At 40.7% G+C, this 18919-nt stretch carries 5 protein-coding genes; 1 reads left to right on the top strand and 4 read right to left on the bottom strand.

The genetic code is table 11. The annotated features are described in order from the left end of the window. Positions 1-37 precede the first annotated feature (37 nt). Positions 38-1252, bottom strand: a complete 1215-nt coding sequence (gene thiI, locus KJR31_RS01165; protein ID WP_214261701.1) for a tRNA uracil 4-sulfurtransferase ThiI — start codon at positions 1250-1252, stop codon at positions 38-40. A gap of 8 nt (positions 1253-1260) precedes the next feature. Continuing rightward, on the bottom strand, positions 1261-2403 hold the full coding sequence (locus tag KJR31_RS01160; RefSeq protein WP_214261700.1) for a cysteine desulfurase family protein: 1143 nt from the start codon (positions 2401-2403) through the stop codon (positions 1261-1263). A gap of 136 nt (positions 2404-2539) precedes the next feature. Between KJR31_RS01160 and KJR31_RS01155 the strand changes: the two genes are divergently transcribed. Beyond that, positions 2540-2941, top strand: coding sequence for a DUF6556 family protein (locus KJR31_RS01155; RefSeq protein ID WP_214261699.1), 402 nt, complete (start codon positions 2540-2542; stop codon positions 2939-2941). A 140-nt stretch (positions 2942-3081) separates the two neighbouring features. On the opposite strand, the gene KJR31_RS01150 is transcribed toward KJR31_RS01155, so the two are convergent. Then, a complete protein-coding gene (locus KJR31_RS01150) occupies positions 3082-11667 on the bottom strand; it encodes an SIALI-17 repeat-containing surface protein (protein ID WP_214261698.1) in 8586 nt (2861 codons plus the stop codon). 153 nt (positions 11668-11820) lie between these two features. Then, positions 11821-18630, bottom strand: coding sequence for a SpGH101 family endo-alpha-N-acetylgalactosaminidase (locus KJR31_RS01145; RefSeq protein ID WP_214261697.1), 6810 nt, complete (start codon positions 18628-18630; stop codon positions 11821-11823). Positions 18631-18919 lie beyond the last annotated feature (289 nt).

Here is an 18919-nt window from a genome sequence, read left to right as displayed (position 1 = left end):
TAGGATAAAAACTAACTTTTAGTTGTATTCTCATTCATTAAAGAAGATCTTCAATTAATTCATCGACAGCATCTTTTTCGGCTTGCGGTGTGATTTCTGTAATCATAATCCCTGCCACTGCTCGCTCAACTAATCCTTCAACATCCATACGTGTTTCATACTGTTCAGCATTCTTAATCTTTGGATTTGTTTTCGGACGATCAGGCGCAAAAATCGTGCAACAATCTTCAAAAGGTTGGATAGAAATTTCAAAGGTGTCAATTTCCTGAGCAATATCAATGATTTCCAACTTATCCATAGTTACAACTGGACGGATAATTGGTGTATTGGTCACCGCATTGATGGCCTGCATACTTTCAAGTGTTTGACTTGCCACCTGACCAAGACTTTCACCATTGATGATGACCAAACCATTTCTCACTTCACGGATACGGTCGGTAATCCGCATCATAAAGCGGCGAGTCAAAGTCATGAGATAGGCTTCTGGGGCTTTAGCTTTAATTTCTTCTTGGATTTCAGTGAAAGGTACTTCGATAAACTGGATATTCCCACCAAACTTAGTCAATTTACGGGTCAAATCTTGAGCTTTTTTAAGGGCACCTGGACTAGTATAGGGTGGACTAGCAAAGTGGACAGCCTCGATATCCACACCACGTTTGAGGGCGAGATACCCTGCTACAGGCGAGTCAATTCCTCCTGATAACATCAGCATACCTTTACCCGAAGTTCCAACTGGCAAACCACCAGCACCACGAATGGTTTCATAAGAAAGGTAGGCTGCTTCTTCACGAATCTCCACCTGCAGATTGATGTCCGGATTTTTCATTTGAGCTTGCACATTTGGAATGGCTTCAAAAACAGCACCACCAAGAACTTGATTGAGTTCACGACTGTCTAGTTCAAAATTGTGGTCACTGCGCTTGCTTGAAATTTTAAAGGTCATGCCTTCCTTGTAAATTTCCTTCATAATCTCTTGGACAGCAGATTTAAGAACTTCTACGGATTTTTCAACTTTATACACTGGAGAAAAGTTTTGAATCCCGAAAACCTGTTTGAGAGACTCAGCTACTGCTGCATAGTCGGCTCCATTAAGATATGCATGGGCACGGTCGCGATCAGCAGTTACCTTGACTTGAGGATAGATAGATAACACATCTGAGATATTATTACGTAGTTTATTGATGAAACGCATACGGTTTTTACCTTTGGTTGAAAGTTCCCCGTAGCGAATCATAATTTCTGAATATTGCATGAATGCTCCTATCTTACTTTTCTAGTTTGATTGTAAATTAATGTTAGTTTGGTCAAAAATTGCTCAACTTGACTCATGTCATTTTCTAGGTCTAGGCTGACGCGTACTGCTGACTGAGCCTTATCTTTTTCAACCCCCATGGCAATCAAGGTACCCGCAGGTTTTCCTGCCTTGGACGAGCAAGCAGAGGTTGTGGAAATGAAAATATCATAGTCCTCAAATGCATGAACAATGACTTCCCCACGAACTCCCTTAATCCCAAAAGTCAGAATATGAGGGGCAAAGTCTTCCTCACCTGAGAAAACAAAAATATCTGGATATTCGAGTAGAGCTTGACGGATGACTGCCTTCATCTGACTTGTTTTGCTTGTAAACAAATCCAGTTTTTCCATGGCCAAACGTAAGGCCTTGGCTGTCGCAGCAATGCCAGCCACATTTTCAGTCGTTGAGCGATAATCACGCTCTTGGCCACCACCAGTTAATAGTGGCGTAATTTTCTTACCTGACTTGATATAGACAAAGCCAACACCACGAACTCCGTGGAACTTGTGACTGGAGAAGGTCGCAAAGTCCACTCGGTCAGTTAGGTAGGATTCTGTCGGAATCTTGACTAAAGCTTGAACCGCATCCACATGGAAAGAAATAGTTGGCTTATCAGCTAAAAGTTCTGAGATAGCTTCAATAGGCTGGATTGAGCCAATTTCATTGTTAACAGCCATGATAGAAATAAGTGTGGTATCAGGACGAAGTAGATTTGCTAAAGCAGCTACATCTACAAATCCCTTTTCATCAACAGGCGCAAAATCCACTTCAAATCCTTGAGTCTTGAGCCAAAGAGCTGATTCCTTAACCGCTGGGTGTTCAATATCAGATACAATAATGTGTTTGCCAAACTGCGCCTTTTCAAATGCAACCCCTTTGATAACCCAGTTATCTCCTTCGGTACCACCTGAGGTAAAGAAGACTTCTTCGCTTTTCTTACCAATTAAATCTGCAATCTGCTGACGAGAAGCTTCTAAAATTCTGGTAGACTGATCACCCAAACGATGAAGGCTAGATGGGTTACCAATAATTTTTGCAGACACCTGCATGTAAGTTTCAAGTACTTCAGGATAAGGCTTGGTCGTAGCCGAATTATCAAAGTAAATCATTGTTTCTCACGCTTTCTAAAATCACTCCTTCTATTGTAACACGAAACAGTTCAGGCGACAAGAAATGCCGTTCAGGTTCATTTAAGTTTTTTTTAAAGATTTTGGGTATAATGAATCATGGTAAAGGAGAGAAATTATGTCTAACTATCGCAGAAAATCAAAACCTAAAACTGAACATATCAAAAAAGGCTTTACCGTCTTTCAAAAAACAATTGCAACTTTAGCCAGTATCCTTGGTTTGATTACAGCTAGTATCACTATCATGAATGCTTTAGATAAAAACAAGGATCATAAAGATACGACTCCACAAACAACCATCATCAAGGAAGTTCAAAAGGAAGCTCCCGCTGAATCCAATGCTCCTGCACAAAATCAATCCAACAACCAAGAAACAACTCAAAAAGAAGACCTTCAAACTCCAAGCAAAAAAGAAGATACAAAATCAGATAACAATTCTCAAAAAAATGAGCAATCTGATTCGTCATCAAACACTCCCACTACTGAAGCAGGAGTTAGTGCTACTAACGGAGCATCTTAAGCATTTCTCAATACCAACGGTTACTCCGTTGGTTTTTTTATTTATTCTTATCATCGTTCTAATCACAAAAAACCAGGAACTATTGTCCCTGGTTTTTCCTTTTTAAAACAAGCTATTCTGCATCGAATGAAGATTCGAACTTAATCTTCTTTCCCTTTTTTGATAAAGGTTGCAGATAGAACCAATCCAAGACTAGCTAGGAAGGCTAAGCCTACTGAATCTTGCTCACCAGTTGCTGGAAGCTGGCCTTTAGCTTCAGTCGCTGGTGCATTTGGTCCTTCTTGTTCTTGTTTTTGACTTGGTGAACTTGAAGTTTGCTTGTGATCCGCAAGTGGTGTAGCTGGGTTTGCAACAGGTTCTTTATATTCTGGAACCTCATTCTTAGCTGCTTCAACCCAATTAACGCCACCCTTGAATTCTGAAAGCTCATTCTTGTCCGCTTCAACCCAATTAACGCCACCTTTGAACTCTGGAAGCTCATTCTTGTCCGCTTCAACCCAATTAACGCCACCCTTGAACTCTGGAATGTCATAAACAGCCGCTTCTGCAGCATTAACTCCACCCTTGAATTCTGGAATTTCAACTACTGGTGGTTGTTGATCTCCTTTACTAGAAAGGACTTCAGGTTCAGGAGTTGGTTTCGGATCTGGAGTTGGTTCTGGATCCGGGGTTGGTTTCGGATCTGGAGTTGGTTTTGGATCTGGAGTTGGCTCTGGATCTGGAGTTGGTTTCGGATCTGGAGTTGGCTCTGGATCTGGAGTTGGCTCTGGAGTTGGCTCTGGATCTGGGGTTGGTTTTGGATCTGGAATTGGCTCTGGATCTGGGGTTGGTTTTGGATCTGGAGTTGGTTTTGGATCTGGAGTTGGCTCTGGATCTGGAGTTGGTTTTGGATCTGGAGTTGGCTCTGGATCTGGAGTTGGTTTTGGATCTGGAGTTGGCTCTGGATCTGGAGTTGGTTTTGGATCTGGAGTTGGTTCTGGATCTGGAGTTGGTTCTGGATCTGGAGTTGGTTGCTCAGGTTCTTCTGAAAGTTCTTGGTAGTAAGTAGTCATTTCATAGAACTCTGGTTTGCCACCTTCCCAAATGAGTTTAACATCAAGTAACGGAGCTTTATCTCTCACTGCAAATGTTTGGAAGCTTGAGGTAATTGCGCCCAAATCTGTCCAAGCACCGTCTCTGTCTGTTTTCAGAGTGCGAGCCAGTACGCGAGCCACTACTCCTTGAGGAAGACTAGAAACAAGTCGGATATGGTTAGCATCTGTTGGTTCTGATAAGTGGTAAACCAACTCACCTTGGTCTTTCTCAGCCTTATAGCTTGTCAAGACTTTGCCATCTACAAGATTGGTGTAAAGGTTGCCTCTACTTTCTCCACCATTTCCTTGAACCGTTGGGTCGTTGATAGGTTTCACAAATTCGCCATCATTGATGACTAATTCAGTAAATCCGACAAAACGAGCATCGTAATTAGCAGTAAAGAGAACACGTAGATAATTTGCTTTCACTGGACTTGCAAGTTCACCCTCGATGTAGCGATTTCCAGGCATCTTAGAATCATGTGTCCATCCATCTGTCAATGAATCATCATGCATGTCATTTGCAAGGCCATCACCAACTGTCACAACGTCAGTCCAAGTCTTGCCGTCTTGGCTAACCTGAATCTTACCATCACGAAGATAGTTCTTCGTACCATCTTGGATATAAGCTCTAATCTTCTTGATTTCACGTTCGCTACCAAGTTTCAAGGTAATGTGACCATCTTTACGTGCATAATCAGAGAACTCTACAAAGTTATTGTAGACACCATCAAACAACTGATCCAAATTCTTGATCTTGCGAACATCATTAGCACCATAATAGGCATCGATTCCCATAGATGTAGAATCAAGTTTAGTTGGTTGAACTTCTTTTGTCTTGACAAGTAGAGAGGTTGCTGTCACTGCTTGTTCTTGGTCGGTCTTATTCATCAAACGAGCATAACGTACCAAAGACTTATCTGTGACTTGACTAGCTGGATACCATTCTTGTGCATTTGGAGAGAATTCCAAGTCAAGGGCTGGATTTCCAATACCAATAGCCTGAATACTCTCTGCCTGGTGAAGACGATCAAGTTTCATACCCAAGTAGCTATGAGCTGGAAGCTTGGTTCCACTTGGAATTTGCAGATCATAACGACCGAGACTGTCATAGACTGGAGTTGATTTCAAGCTTTCAACATTAGTATCTGTCATCTCGCTATTTCCAGCACGTGTCTCAACTGAGAAGTCAGCGATACGCCACCATAGATTGATATTCTTGGTATTACGAACACGAATGTAACGAGCTGAAATTGGAGTTTCAATTTCTTTGCTTTGTTCACCAGCCAAACGATCCAATTCTTGCCATGAAGTTCCATCTGTAGAATACTCAAGGACACCTTCTGCCAATTTATCTCCTGAACCTTGAACGAGACGAACCTTAGTTACAGGTTTTACTTCACCCAAGTCTAGTTGTACCCAACCATCGACAGGAGTTGTATCAGTTCGATCAGCATTTGCAAGCATAGCTTCCGTATTGTCACGACCATCTGTAATCTGAGCAACTGTCGTATTGTACTTGTACATAAGATTTGGACTGATGGTCACTGTAGCTGTCTGTTTAGGACGACTTACTTCTACAGGACGATTAACAGCAATTTCTCGCACAGCAAACCAAGTATTTTCACGGTCCGAAGTGGCAATCATTCGAACAGCTTTAGCATTGATATTGAGATTTTCAAATTTAAGAAGAGGCTCATTACCAGTATAACTTGGTTCTGAAAGTGTTACCCACTCATCATTTTCATTGAGGTACTCAACTTTAGCATTGTTAAAGGTATCGCGTGGATTTGCTTGAGTTCCCATTGCAAATGTCAAGCTTTGGATTGGAACAGCCTTATTAAATTTCAAACCGATATAGTCACCAGTTTGGATACTGTTTGGTGATTTGATAAGGGCATGTGTTCCTAAATCTCCATCAGTGACTTCAGCAAGTCCACCTTCTACACCAGTACGGTTTGTGATAAAGGTACTGATCACTTGGTCAGGGTGCAAGGCTTTTTGAACTTCAGTTGCCAATACTTCACGAAGGCCAAGTAAGAATGGACGGATATGTTGGACACCCAACTCAGCTCTTTCATCATGGTCTACATAATGGAAAGTATAGGTTTGTGATTGTTCGTAAAGTTTCAAGCCCTTGTAATAGCTATCCCAAAGTCTAGCAGAATCATTGTTTTCAATAGCTTCTGTTCCATCTAGGAAAGCACTCAAAGCATCCATTTGGTCAATGGTATTATCCAACCAGTAGTGAATTTGGTTACGCATCTTTTCGTCACCAGATGCTTTATAAAGTTGAGCCGCAGCTTTCAGTTTGGCAAATTCTGCACGCAATTCTTGACGCTCTGCGCTGACATCTTGACCAGCTTTTAGCTTAGACATGAAGGCTTCTAATTTCGGAGCAAGCTCAACAGATTCTTCCAACTTAACAACACGTCCATCCATATTTTGGTTAATCATGTGTTTACCAAGTTCACGGAAGGCAACAGATGTTTCACTATCTGTAAACTTACCAGTTTCAACAAAGTTGAAGGCGATATCGTTGACTTTCTTAGCTTCTTCTTCAGACTTCCATTGTTTCCATGCATACTGAGCTGCAGAGAAGAGGGCAATCTTAGAAGGCTCAGATTGTTGCATTGGATTCAACATGATACCTGAAAGGAGACTTGGATCCACATTTGGATGAAGGAATTTCTCACCGCCACCCAAGATTAAGTGTTGTTTAGAGTTATCTGTACATGGCCAGTTAATCCATAGGGTTACTGGGCGGTAGGTCTTACCACCTGCAGTTAGGTTCTTCTTAAGGTTAGAAAGGAAGTTTTCTGATACTTCACCCCAAACTTTACCTCCAGTAAGAGTCATTGAAGTTGAAGTCGGAAGATTTTCGTTGAGTGCTTTCAACTCATCTTCACGACCATTACCCCAATATTGACCTGGGACAAAAATCATTTCCTTGCGAAGACCCACATAAGTTGCTTGTTTTTCAGTCAACCAATCTGTCATGTCCTTCATCAAGCGGTTGTAGCTATTGTAGCCACCGACTGGACTTGAAGCGTCATCGGCCAAAATACCGAACTCACGGACACCTACGTCCATCAACTGTGTAAATTTAGCTTTAATCGTATCTAAATCTTGTTGATATTGTGCATCATTACCAAAACGAATTGGCTTGTTCATGAATGGGTGGATGGTCCAAACATAGCGAGTCTTGTTTTGGTTTCCGACACGCGCCAATTCACGAATTTCGGCTAATTTTTCTTCTGGATAAAGTTCACGCCATTTCTTGTTGTGGTATGGATCATCTTTTGGTGCAAAGAAGTATTGAGTCAACTTCAAGTCACCACCATAGCGCATGAGTTCAGCGCGGTCAGCATTTGACCATGGATTTCCATAGTAACCTTCGATAAAGCCACGGTTCTTAATGTCAGCGTAATCTTCAACTGTTACATTACGTAAAACTGGAGCTTCACTTTCATTAAGCATGTGTTTAAGAGTCGTCAAACCATAGAAGACAGCATCTGTATCTTTACCGACGATAGAGATTGTATTGTTCTTGATTGACAAAGCATAGGCATCAATCTTATCAAAGAGTCCTTGAGAAATACCAGAGATTTCTTTTTCAGCCTGTGAATTTTGACCATGAACACCAAGATAGATATTTGTAGCACCTGCTACTGCTGCTTGACTGCTTGTGTATGAGATTTGATGATCTTGTAGGACACTCTTCAAGCGGTTTCGAGTATAAATATCTAACTGATTGCCCATTACAAGATTGACTTGTTTTTGAAGTTTCGTAACACCTTCACCATAAGTAACTTTTTGTGGTGTTGGGAATACCTTGTATTCTTTCTTGAGATAATCTTGACTTTGTGCTGCAGCAGCAATCGCATCATCACTAGTTGGCTTCTTAGCTACAAAACTATCAGCGAGTTCAGTTGTACCATCGCCCACTTCTTCAACTTTTGGTGGTTCTGGGGTCACTGGTTTCTCTGGAGTCACTGGTTTTTCTGGAACAACTGGTTCTTCTGTTTCACTATCAGAAAGTGGCTTAAGTAGTTGGATTTCTGCAGCACTACCAAATCCTGCGACACCTGATAGAACTTTAAATTCTACCTTGTTGGTTTCAACTGTCGCAAAATTAACAGTTTTTTCTTTGGCATTATTTTCCCAAGTTCCTGAAGCAACTTTTACCATTTGGCCATCTTTTTGAGCATAGATTTCATAAGAAGTCACGACTCCGTTGCCTCCACCTGGACGTGGAAGATAAGTCAAACCATTGACTTTTTCAGGAGCATTCAAATTCATTGCAACTGTATAAGGAGCACGATCTCCAGTCCATTTTGAATGCCAGAAAGTATTCGGATCATTATCGAAAGCTTTTTCTACTGGTCCTTCAGTTTCTGTTCCTGGTGTTTCCTGACTAGTTGCAGAAACACTAAAGTGATCCGTTGGGATCAAACGTGGATTTACAAATGCTTCATTGGACAACTCTGCACTATGCAAGATTCCTTGGAAGCCACCGATTGTTTCAAGTGGAAGTACCAAGGTATTGTGGGCCAAGCGAGGATGAGCTGGATTTGCAATACGTTCAACCTTTTCGCCATCTACATAAACTTCTGTCACTTGAGGTTTGGTTACAACAGAGATTTGATAACGTTTATTCTTTTCAAGTTTCTTGTTAAATTGAATATGGAATTGTTCAAATTTATAAGCGAGGTAGCCATCCTTGTCAGCAAGATAAAGTTGATTGTCTCCGCTTGTAGAGAAGACCTGCTCTCCATCACCTGTAACAGTTACATCCAATTTCAAAACATGACTAGGACCAACATCACCTACTAAGCCTTCGATGCTAGAATCTTTTTCGAAGTTCAAACCTGCTTCTGTTTTCTTCACATTCTTAGCAAGATACTCTTTGATAGTTTCTGCTTTAATTGTAAAGAGGTCGCTTTCTTCTACTGTCTTATCTGGATTTGAACGCGGTGCATAGACACTTGTTGGTTGGATACGGTCTGCATAGGTCTTAGCTGCACGATCTGAACCCCAAGTGCGTTCTGCAGTTGATTGCATACTCTTGAAGAAGCGTTTAAAGATATCAAAAGAGGTAAGTCCTGTTTCATGTAGGTCAATGTTGTCATTCCAGACTGCATGACCACCACCAAGGATATTTGGATTAGAGGCTTCTAGGCGTGGTCCTCCACCTGTTGAGAAGTCATTTGGTGTCCAGCGGTTGTATTGAGTTTCATAGTTTGCATAATCCCCATAACCACCTTGACTATTGCTTCCACTTGGAACACTATAGGTTGGAATATCTGTGATATTGATAATCTTAGCACCCTGAGCAATTGCGGCAGCTGGACGTTGCCAGTGGATACTCCAGATATCCACTTCTACTCCATTCCAATCAACAGGTGTAGTTCCTTGTTTGGCAGAGAGCGAACCCCAAATACGTGGTGTTAAGCCCTTACCTTTGATGTACTGGATCATATCATTGACATAACGACGATAACTTTCAGGACTTCCATAGTACTCATCTGTACCGATATGAACTGTTGAAACGCCACGAAGAGGGGCATTTTCACCATCGAGCAATTTGTCATAGACAGATTTAACAAAAGCGAGGGTTTCTTCGTACTTGTTATCCAAGTCCAACATAGCTACACGCTCTACATTGTGTTTTCTGGCACTTAGTTGGCCCTTATACATCAAGTCTGGACGCACCTTAACAAATGATAATGCGTGTCCTGGTGTGTCAATTTCAGGAACAAGGTTGATATGCAGGTCTTTAGCCAGGCTAATGATCTGTTGCATTTCTTCCTTGGTGTAATGTTCTTTTGATGTTAATTTTTCACCATTTTTACCGACAACATCAGTCTCTACACGGAAGCCTGTCTTAGCATTTTTAAGAACATAGTCTAGTTCTTCTTGCTTGCTAAGTTGTTTGCCCTCTACATGTTTTTCTAGGAAGATATAGTTGTCATTCAAGTGCAACTGAAGATCGTTCATCTTGTAGTAAGCCATGTTAAGCATGATATCTACAAGCGTATCATATGGAATAAATTTACGACCTGTATCTAGCATAAAGCCACGGTGGCTGAAGCTTGGGAAGTCACGGATTTCACCGTTCTGTAGGTCAGTTTCTCCCATTTGAAGAAGAGTACGAGTTGCGTAAAATGCACCTGCATTAGTCGCTGCTTCTACTGTGATAACTCCATCTTTAATGGTGATACCATAGCCTTCTTTACCATAGCCCTTGTCTTCAACCTTTTTAAATTCAATTCGGTTTTGAGCTGATTGATCACCGGTTGCGACTTCCAAACCACGATTTTCAAGGTCAGTTTGGTAGAACTTAGCTTCCTTGTCAAATCCTGAATCTCCTACTGAAATGACAGTTTCAGAAGTAATAGAAGTTTTACCTTCAGTGCCGTACCATTGTTGAACTGCTGGGGCAACTGCAGGTTTGGTTCCAACACCTTCATCCGCATGCAAGCCTTTAATGACAACTTCAAATTCTTTTGTGAAGGTATGGTTATCATTCGTTTGTTGAACCATCACTTTGACATGTTGTTCTGTCAGCGGTGTGTAGATTTTATTATTTAGGTCGATAACACCTTGCTTATTGCTTCCAATCAAGCTAACTTGACCAGGTAATTTAGGTAATACAAGTGATTTTCCGTCTTCAGCAACCGCTATTTCTGTAACTTGACGAATATCTGTTGGTTTGCTGGTGTCTGGAATGTTTGAGTAGGCACGAATTTCTTGGATACCCACATTTTTCCATTGCATCGTACCGGCTTGATAATCTGTAATTTCAAGTTTGAGATACTTAGCTTGAACTGCTTCTTTTAAGTCAACTTTTTCATCTAGAACTGGAGTTCCTGTGCGTTGATGAGCCAACTTCCATTCTCCAGGACCTGATCCATTGACTTCGTCTTGACCTGCATAATAGAGATTCCAAGATTTGATGTTTGGATCGTTTTGCTCGCCACGAACACGACGATCCCAATCGATTTCCACATGCTTGATTAAGGTTGTCTTTTCAAGCTTAAATTCGATTGTTGGTTTCACAACATCACGGTCAGTTGCCCAACGAGTATCTGGATTTCCATCAATCGCCTTCTCAGCTGTAAATGGTGTGTTGGCTTCATGGTTTGATGCTGTCGCAGTAGCCTTTTCCAAATGATTGACATCTGGAGTTTCAACCAAATCTTTAGTAACTGGCTTTTCTGCTGGTTTAGCTACTGGTGCTGTTTCTTCTTTTGGAGTTTCAGCTGGTTTTGGTGTTGCTTCTTCCTTAGGAACTGGAGTTTCAGCTGGTTTTGGTGTTGCTTCTTCCTTAGGAACTGGAGTTTCAGCTGGTTTTGGTACTACTTCTCCAGTATTTTCAGGCTGAGCTTCCGCATCAGTCGGATTCGTTTCAGCAGGATCAGTTGGTTTTGCTGATTCAGCTTTTTCAATAGCTGCTGCTATATCCGCTGGTAACTTATCCAGGGGCTGAACCTGTGTTACCGTGCCTTCTGTCTCTGCAGGCCCTTCTGTTTCTGCTGCTTGAACCATACCAGCACCAAAAATGCTTGCACCAATCATGACAGAAGCAGCGCCCATTGCAAACTTACGTATACTGTAATGACACCGTCTCTCAAAAAAATGTTTTCCCATTTTCTTTATTTCCTTTCCCACGCTTAAATTGGGTAAGCGTTATCATTTCCCTTTTAAAAAGGGAGGACCAAGAGGTCCTCTCTAGGTGTTTGTTTTTCTCCATTACAATAAGCTAGGAGTTTGAGTTTTCATAGTATAAAACTCTATTATATTTTAATCTTCTTTTCTTTTTTGAAGAAATAGAGCAGACATTGCTAATGTAAGACCAGCTAGGAAGAGGTGTTCAGTTGTGCCTTCACCAGTTTCAGGAAGTTTAGACTGATCTGCTTCTTTTTGTGCTGCTTGCATAGCAGGTGTTGGTGTAAGAGCTGGTTTCTGATCAAGTTTTTCTGCAACTGGACTTGTCTGATTGTCTCCTGCAGCTAATGTTTCTTTATACTCAGGAACCTCATTCTTAGCTGCTTCAACCCAATTAACGCCACCCTTGAATTCTGGGAGCTCATTCTTATCTGCTTCAACTGCGTTAACGCCACCCTTAAATTCTGGGAGCTCATTCTTGTCCGCTTCAACCCAATTAACGCCACCCTTGAACTCTGGGATTTCATGAACAGCCGCTTCTGCAGCATTAACGCCACCTGTAAATTCAGGAATTTCAACTACTGGTGGTTCTTGATCGCCCTTACTTGATAGTACTTCAGGTTCTGGAGTTGGTTTTGGATCTGGAGTTGGCTCTGGATCTGGAGTTGGTTTCGGATCTGGAGTTGGCTCTGGATCTGGAGTTGGCTCTGGATCTGGAGTTGGCTCTGGATCTGGAGTTGGTTCTGGATCTGGAGTTGGTTTCGGATCTGGAGTTGGCTCTGGATCTGGAGTTGGTTTCGGATCTGGAGTTGGCTCTGGATCTGGAGTTGGTTCTGGATCTGGAGTTGGTTCTGGATCTGGAGTTGGTTCTGGATCTGGAGTTGGTTTTGGATCCGGAGTTGGTTCTGGATCTGGGGTTGGTTTCGGATCTGGAGTTGGTTCTGGATCTGGGGTTGGCTCTGGGTTCGGAGTTGGCTCTGGGTTCGGAGTTGGCTCTGGGTTCGGAGTTGGCTCTGGTGTTGGATCCACAGTTTCCTTAATTTCTTTCAAGCCTTCTACCAATTTATTAAGTCCGTTTGGAGTTAATAAGTTATGTTCTGCAAGACCATTCTTGTACGCTTCAACAGCTGCCAAGTATTCTTTCGCATCTTGACGATCAATCTTACGAACACGTTCTACTTCAGCATTATATGCAGCTTCATCTAATGGTTTATCATTTTCAATTGGAAGGACGAAGCGTAATTCCGCTGCTGAAATATGTCCAGGGTCACCGTATGTTTCGTTACCAGTAAAGATAGCTTTCTTCACCTTGATTGGAGCATCAAAGTTAATCACTTTTGTCTTAGCATCATTTGCCCATCCAGTAAAGTTAAAGTTATGTTCTTGTCCTTTTTCATCAATCACTGTAAGGCTACCGCTCATCACACGTCCGTTTGGACCTGAAGGACGAGGAACATATTCAAAGCGAGTTGATTCCATCGGATTATTGAACTCTACTGTTAATGGTTTTCCTAAGCTATTCACTCCATAAGGTGTATGCCATAAAGTATTTGTATTTCCATCAAATGCATACCATACATTATCTGCTTCTTCATAAGGAGCATCAAGATCATGAATATCGTCCCAATCTGGAGCGCTACGTTTCACCGCAAGTTTTTCTTTAGCCTCGTTAACGCGTTCTACAAGAGCTTTAGCATCATCCACACTAATATCATCGTCTGCTTCTAATAAAGCTGCTACAGCGTCTTTATAAGCATTTAATGAATCTTGTTTGTAGTTGCCATTTACGATTGGAGTATTCTTTTCGTATGCTTCATCGATGATCATCTTACCAGTTAACTTAATTTCTTCAATTTCAAGGTTATCTAACATAAAGTCTTTATAACCTTTGAAGTTGATTTCGTTGTTATCTGTATCTCCTTTAGTATCGGCACCACGCGCATTTGAGTAAATACCAATCCAAGTGTTTCCACCTTTTTCACCAGTAACATAGAAGCTTACTTTCTTAGGAGTTGATGAATTTTCCCAAGTGTTTTCTAAGTCGTATTTCGTTAATTTACTACGACGAGAATTTTCGCCATTACCGATAACGAATGAGTATGCTCCATTTGAACCTGCTTCATAATCGAAGGTTACTTTATAAGTCTTACCTTCTTCGAAGCGGAAGTTTTGTGGAATTGTTTGGTAAACGAGTTTGTCATTTCCTGTTAAACCGTTCGTCTTCAATGACCAATTGCCTTCGATAACATCGTTGACTTTCTTACCATTCCATCCACGTTGAGTATATGGTTCGTGTTTCTCAGATAAATGAGTACGGTTATCTTGTACGCCTTCAACATCGCCAACTACGAATGGGAAGATACCTTGAGGCACTTCTTCAAAGTCTTGTTTGAATTTACCATTTCCTGTGTCGTGTTTTTCGTTGTACATTACAGATTGGTTTTCAAATACACGAATTTCATCGAAGTAAGTTGCTGCTGCATCCGCATCACGTCCAAGTTCTAATGTCACATTAGAAACATCTTCGCCTGTTGTGAAGTATACATACATGTTTTGGAAGTAACTTGTATTATCTACTGTCGCATTCTTCTTAAGTGTGTTATGCGCATGTGCTTGTACATAGTTCTTCGCGATTGATTTATTTGTGTAGTTAGAAATCACTTTATCTCCGACACGGATTGTGATATCTGCACGTGCATCGCTTCGGTTATCCACGCCTACATAAACGGCATATCTTGTATTAGGTTTCAAGTCTGTTAAGCGTTGTTTCAATGTCACACGTTCAGTGTTTCCTTGAATACGTAACATTTCGTTAGCCCCTTGAGATTTCACGATTTCAGCATGTTCGCTGTCACCAGTTTTTTCCCAATGATCTAATGTTCCGCTGTTGAAACCTTGGTCATAGATGTGTAGACCTTCACTCCAAACCATTGTCTTCTTGCCTTGAGGAGCTTTGTAAAGTACATATGGTTGGTTCGCATCTCCCGTAATTTGAATCTTACGGTCTGCGCCTACTGTTAATTCTACAACATCTTTCTTACCTTGGTCTGTTAAACGGTAAAGGTAAACTTTATCTCCAGTCCAATCTTCTGGAAGAGTCCATTCAGTTGTCCCACCTTCAGTTGTGTAGAAGTACATCTTTTCTTTGTCGCCTGTTAAAGCTTTACCATTTTCGTCCCAGTTCCATGGTACTAAGTAGCTTCTACCATTTTCGATGACACGACCGTTTAATGTTGTCACACGTTTACGGTAGTCAGGGCTGTTAGGGTCGTTCGATTGACGAACAATCTTCACTTCGTCCCCATTGTCATTTGTTAAGTCAATTTCCATTTCTGGAGTCCACTTGTAGTTTTGACCGTTATCGCTCATCGCAACTGGGTCACCGTTCACCCATTTAGAAACTTTGTAGTGTTGGAAGAACTTCGTCATGATGTTGTTTTCGAAGAGGTTACGAATATATCCTTCGTAGTCGCTTCGACCTTGCCATCCTTCGAAGTCTTTCATGTTATATCCACCAAGTAATGGATAGTTAGCGGCACCACCGTAACTTGGATAGTCACCCACCCATGAGTCTTTTTGGTGGTTACGAATGAATCGAGTAATGTTTGAGTTAATACCCTTCAGTGAATATCCACCGTAAGTTAAGTCAGCTGCCCAGTGTTGGAATGTTGAATCATATTCCGCACCGAAGCCCCACTCGATAGCCATACGCCAGCCTTGAGAGTTTAATTCTTTAGCAAGTATGTGAGTTGGCCAAGCAGTGTTATCTCCCGATTGTCCGTTACCCCAAACGTCCACATAAATGAAGTCTAAGTCAGCACCGAGTTTTTCTCTTAATTCTTTCCAACGATCCAAACGTCCATGAGCTAAGTCATATTCTGCATCGATGTTGATACCTTGGTCTAACCAGTTCCAACCGTACATATATGTTCCGTCAGAGTTTCTACGTAAAATAGCTTCGCTGAAGTATTTAGATTCAGGATATGTTTCAGAAGCATTTACGTGAATACCGATTTTAGCTCCGTATTCTTTTGCTCTCGCTAATAATTTCTTGAAGTCTTCAACGCCACCGATTCTCTTACCGATATCTGCATAGTTTAAGTGACCTGAGTCGTGACCTTCACTACCATATCCTTTAAGAAGGATTGATTGCCCTAATCCGTCTGTGTGTAAGTTAATCTTCTTAATGCCATCTAATGTCATTAAGAATGGGTTTTGCGCTTGAGATGCGAAGTTCATCGCAATACGATAGGCTACTAAATCTGGAACAGATTCTGCTCCTTTAGGATTGTTCATGATATTACGATAGGCAATCGCACCATCTTGCCAGTCCACAACATTATCTTTGTTTAAGTCTTTTGTAATGACTACTTTAGAACTTGGTAATTCTAATGTGTATTCTGGGAATACTAAGTTCTTATAAGCACGTTGGTACCAGTAAGGTGAGCTTTGGATACCTAAGTAGTTCACGCCTTCTACACGTTCTAACGCTGTTGTTAAACGTGCAAAGTCATTTCCTCTGTAAGTAAATTGAGAGTTACTCCAAACAGACGCTGCTAATTCGTTAGAAGAAACAAATCCATACATGAAACCGTAAGTATATTCATTCATCTTGCCTTCTTTCAAGTCTAAATGATAGTCTCCACGGTTATGTGTGTTTGTTGACATTTGAGCACCATCGAATTTCGCACCTTGTTTATTTGAACCTACAGACACTAATGTGTTTCCTGGGAATTCAATGGTTTGGATTAATTTGCGAACATTGTCGACTGGTTTACCCATTTCGACATTGTTTTTGTTCACTACTTTTGTCACATCGAAGTGCATTTCGTTGCCGACTAATTGTAATTTTACAGTGATTTCAGCGTTGATGAATTCATCATCGTTTCTTACTTTCATTACATATTCTGCAGTAGTGTCATCAATCTTACGGTATTGAACTTCTGGAGTGACTAATACACCGTTGATTGACATTTTATCTAATTTTTGAACTTGACCTGTTAACGTTTTTCCATCTAATTCATATTCTTTAACACGTGGAAACGCTGTGTCGATAATCGCTTTTAATTGTTCTGATTGTAAAGTTTCATAGTGAACATCTTGGTCATTGCGACGTAACCCATCATCCACTGCTGGAGTTTCTTCTTCGGGTTTGATGTTATCTTGGTTATCCGCTTTGATCGATACAGAAGATAATTCTGTACCGTAAGTACCAGCTTTGAGGTAAACTTTATTCACATCAGCTAAAGCGTTCTTGACAGCTTCTGGAACGACTTCTGTGCTAAATAAATTTTGTCCATTATTTGTAGCATTTAATTGACCGTCTTTTTTGTAAACGATAGATAGGTGGTTTTCTTCACCTACATTTGGTGCTTCTACACGAGTCTTACTATACCAAGTGTTTACATTTGGTCCTTTGTATTGCCAGAACCAACCGCCCTTGTCATACCCAACAAAGATGTTATTGTCATTATCTTTATATTTTAGATATACCCCAAAGCGTGTTTCAGCTGGAGGAGTGTTTGCCTTGAACGTTAAGTCAACGCTTACATTTCCTTCCGCATCCGCCTGTAATCCAGCTTTTTCAAATAAAGCTTCGTTTGCTCCATTGTCGTTAGCTGTTGTTGAAGTTAATTTGTTGTAGCGTACTCCGCCTTCTTCAACGACTTCAACATTCCCTTTCACACGGCTTACTGAGTTCCACTCTTTTTTCACTTCGGCAGTAGCGTCGCTAGTTCCTCCCGTTGCTGCTTCAGCTGGTTTGTTTTCTGCTGGTTTATTGTCAGCTGGTTTTTCTTCCTGAGGTTTATCCTCTTTTGGTTTTTCTTCTTTATCTTCGACTTGTTTATCAAGAGCATCTAGACCAGCTGGTTTCGTTGTTTCAATACCCTTAATGTAGTTTTGAATCCACTCTAACTGTGCAGGTGAGAAAAGAATACCACCACTACGTTTACCAGATACACCGTTTTGATGAATCCCAATTAATTTTCCATTTTCATCAAAGATTCCACCGCCACTTGCACCAGGTTCACTTCCTTGGTAGCTAATTCCACGAACGCCTTCTCCATGGTCATTAATATCTTCGACAGTAGTATTGAGGATTGGATCGAGCACTCCTTTTGGATATCCAAATACATGAACCTTATCTCCTTTCTTGATAGTTGACGGTTTATCCGCAACTTCAACTGGAGCATTTGCAAGAGGACTGCGAAGTTTGACAATGGCTAAGTCATTTTTATAACCTTTCAGGAAGCCTTCACGATCCCAGTGTTTTACATCATTTTTACTAAATTTAACGTCTGGTGCACCTTCATAAGAAACTGTATAAACATCTTTATCACTATCAATATTATCAGCTACTTTACGATTGTTCCCATCTGGAACATCCTTGATAAAGTTATGAGATACTGATAAGACAAGATTTTCTCCAATAACAATACCACTACCAGTCCCAGCTTCGCTCTTAATTTCAACTGTAGCACCGTAGTTCAATTCCCCATTTTTTGTTTTTGCAACTTCTTCTGGAACTAAACTTTTATCTTCTTTTTCCAGGTCTTCTTTTGAAGCGGTGTGACCGCTATCTTCGGCTTTATCGAGTTTTTCACGCAAATCTTTTGGAAGTTCATTTTCAGTTGCTGAAGTTGCTGCAGCTTCTTTTTCTTTCTCTAGTAATTCTTCCTCAGTTTTTGGTCCATCAGTCACTTCAGGAGAACCTTGATCTTCTCCAGCTTTTGGCGCTTCAAAATCATGCCCGTTATCATCTTTTGCATTGGCCAGAGCTGCTGCTAAATCAGCTGGCATATTTGCAGTAGATCCAGTTTGGGCTGTATCTGCTAAAACAGTACTTGTTCCAAAGAATGTAGCACCAATGACAACAGAGGCAACACCTAATGAAAATTTCCGAATACTATATTTACAACGTTTTTCAAATAACCTTTTATTCATTTGTTTTTTATTCCTTTCTGCTTAAAAAGTAAGCGTTTGCATTTACCCTTAAAAAAATAACCCCCTTTATTCTTTTCGCTTATTTTTTAAACATTTAAATATTTCTTATACCAGTTTAATATATCAAAAACCAGTTTAAAAATCAATACTTTATTAGTTAAAATTAGTAAAAGTAAAATCTAAAGATTGGACCAACCTGAAAGTCTTTTTAGAACAAAAATACTTATAATCATAGGTATAAAGAAAGAAACCACCTTCGAAAAATTAGAGTAGATTCCCCAAATTTCCT

Source organism: Streptococcus infantis (assembly GCF_018499575.1).
Classification (GTDB): Bacteria; Bacillota; Bacilli; order Lactobacillales; family Streptococcaceae; genus Streptococcus; species Streptococcus infantis_K.
Note: the sequence above shows the minus strand (reverse complement) of the source record. Positions and strands in the feature narration are given on the sequence as shown.

Excerpts from the sequence above, each read along its gene's own strand:
- KJR31_RS01150 (WP_214261698.1), bottom strand. The coding sequence starts at position 11,667 with ATGGGAAAACATTTTTTTGAGAGACGGTGTCATTACAGTATACGTAAG.
- KJR31_RS01155 (WP_214261699.1), top strand. The coding sequence starts at position 2,540 with ATGTCTAACTATCGCAGAAAATCAAAACCTAAAACTGAACATATCAAA.
- thiI (WP_214261701.1), bottom strand. The coding sequence starts at position 1,252 with ATGCAATATTCAGAAATTATGATTCGCTACGGGGAACTTTCAACCAAA.
- KJR31_RS01145 (WP_214261697.1), bottom strand. The coding sequence starts at position 18,630 with ATGAATAAAAGGTTATTTGAAAAACGTTGTAAATATAGTATTCGGAAA.
- KJR31_RS01160 (WP_214261700.1), bottom strand. The coding sequence starts at position 2,403 with ATGATTTACTTTGATAATTCGGCTACGACCAAGCCTTATCCTGAAGTA.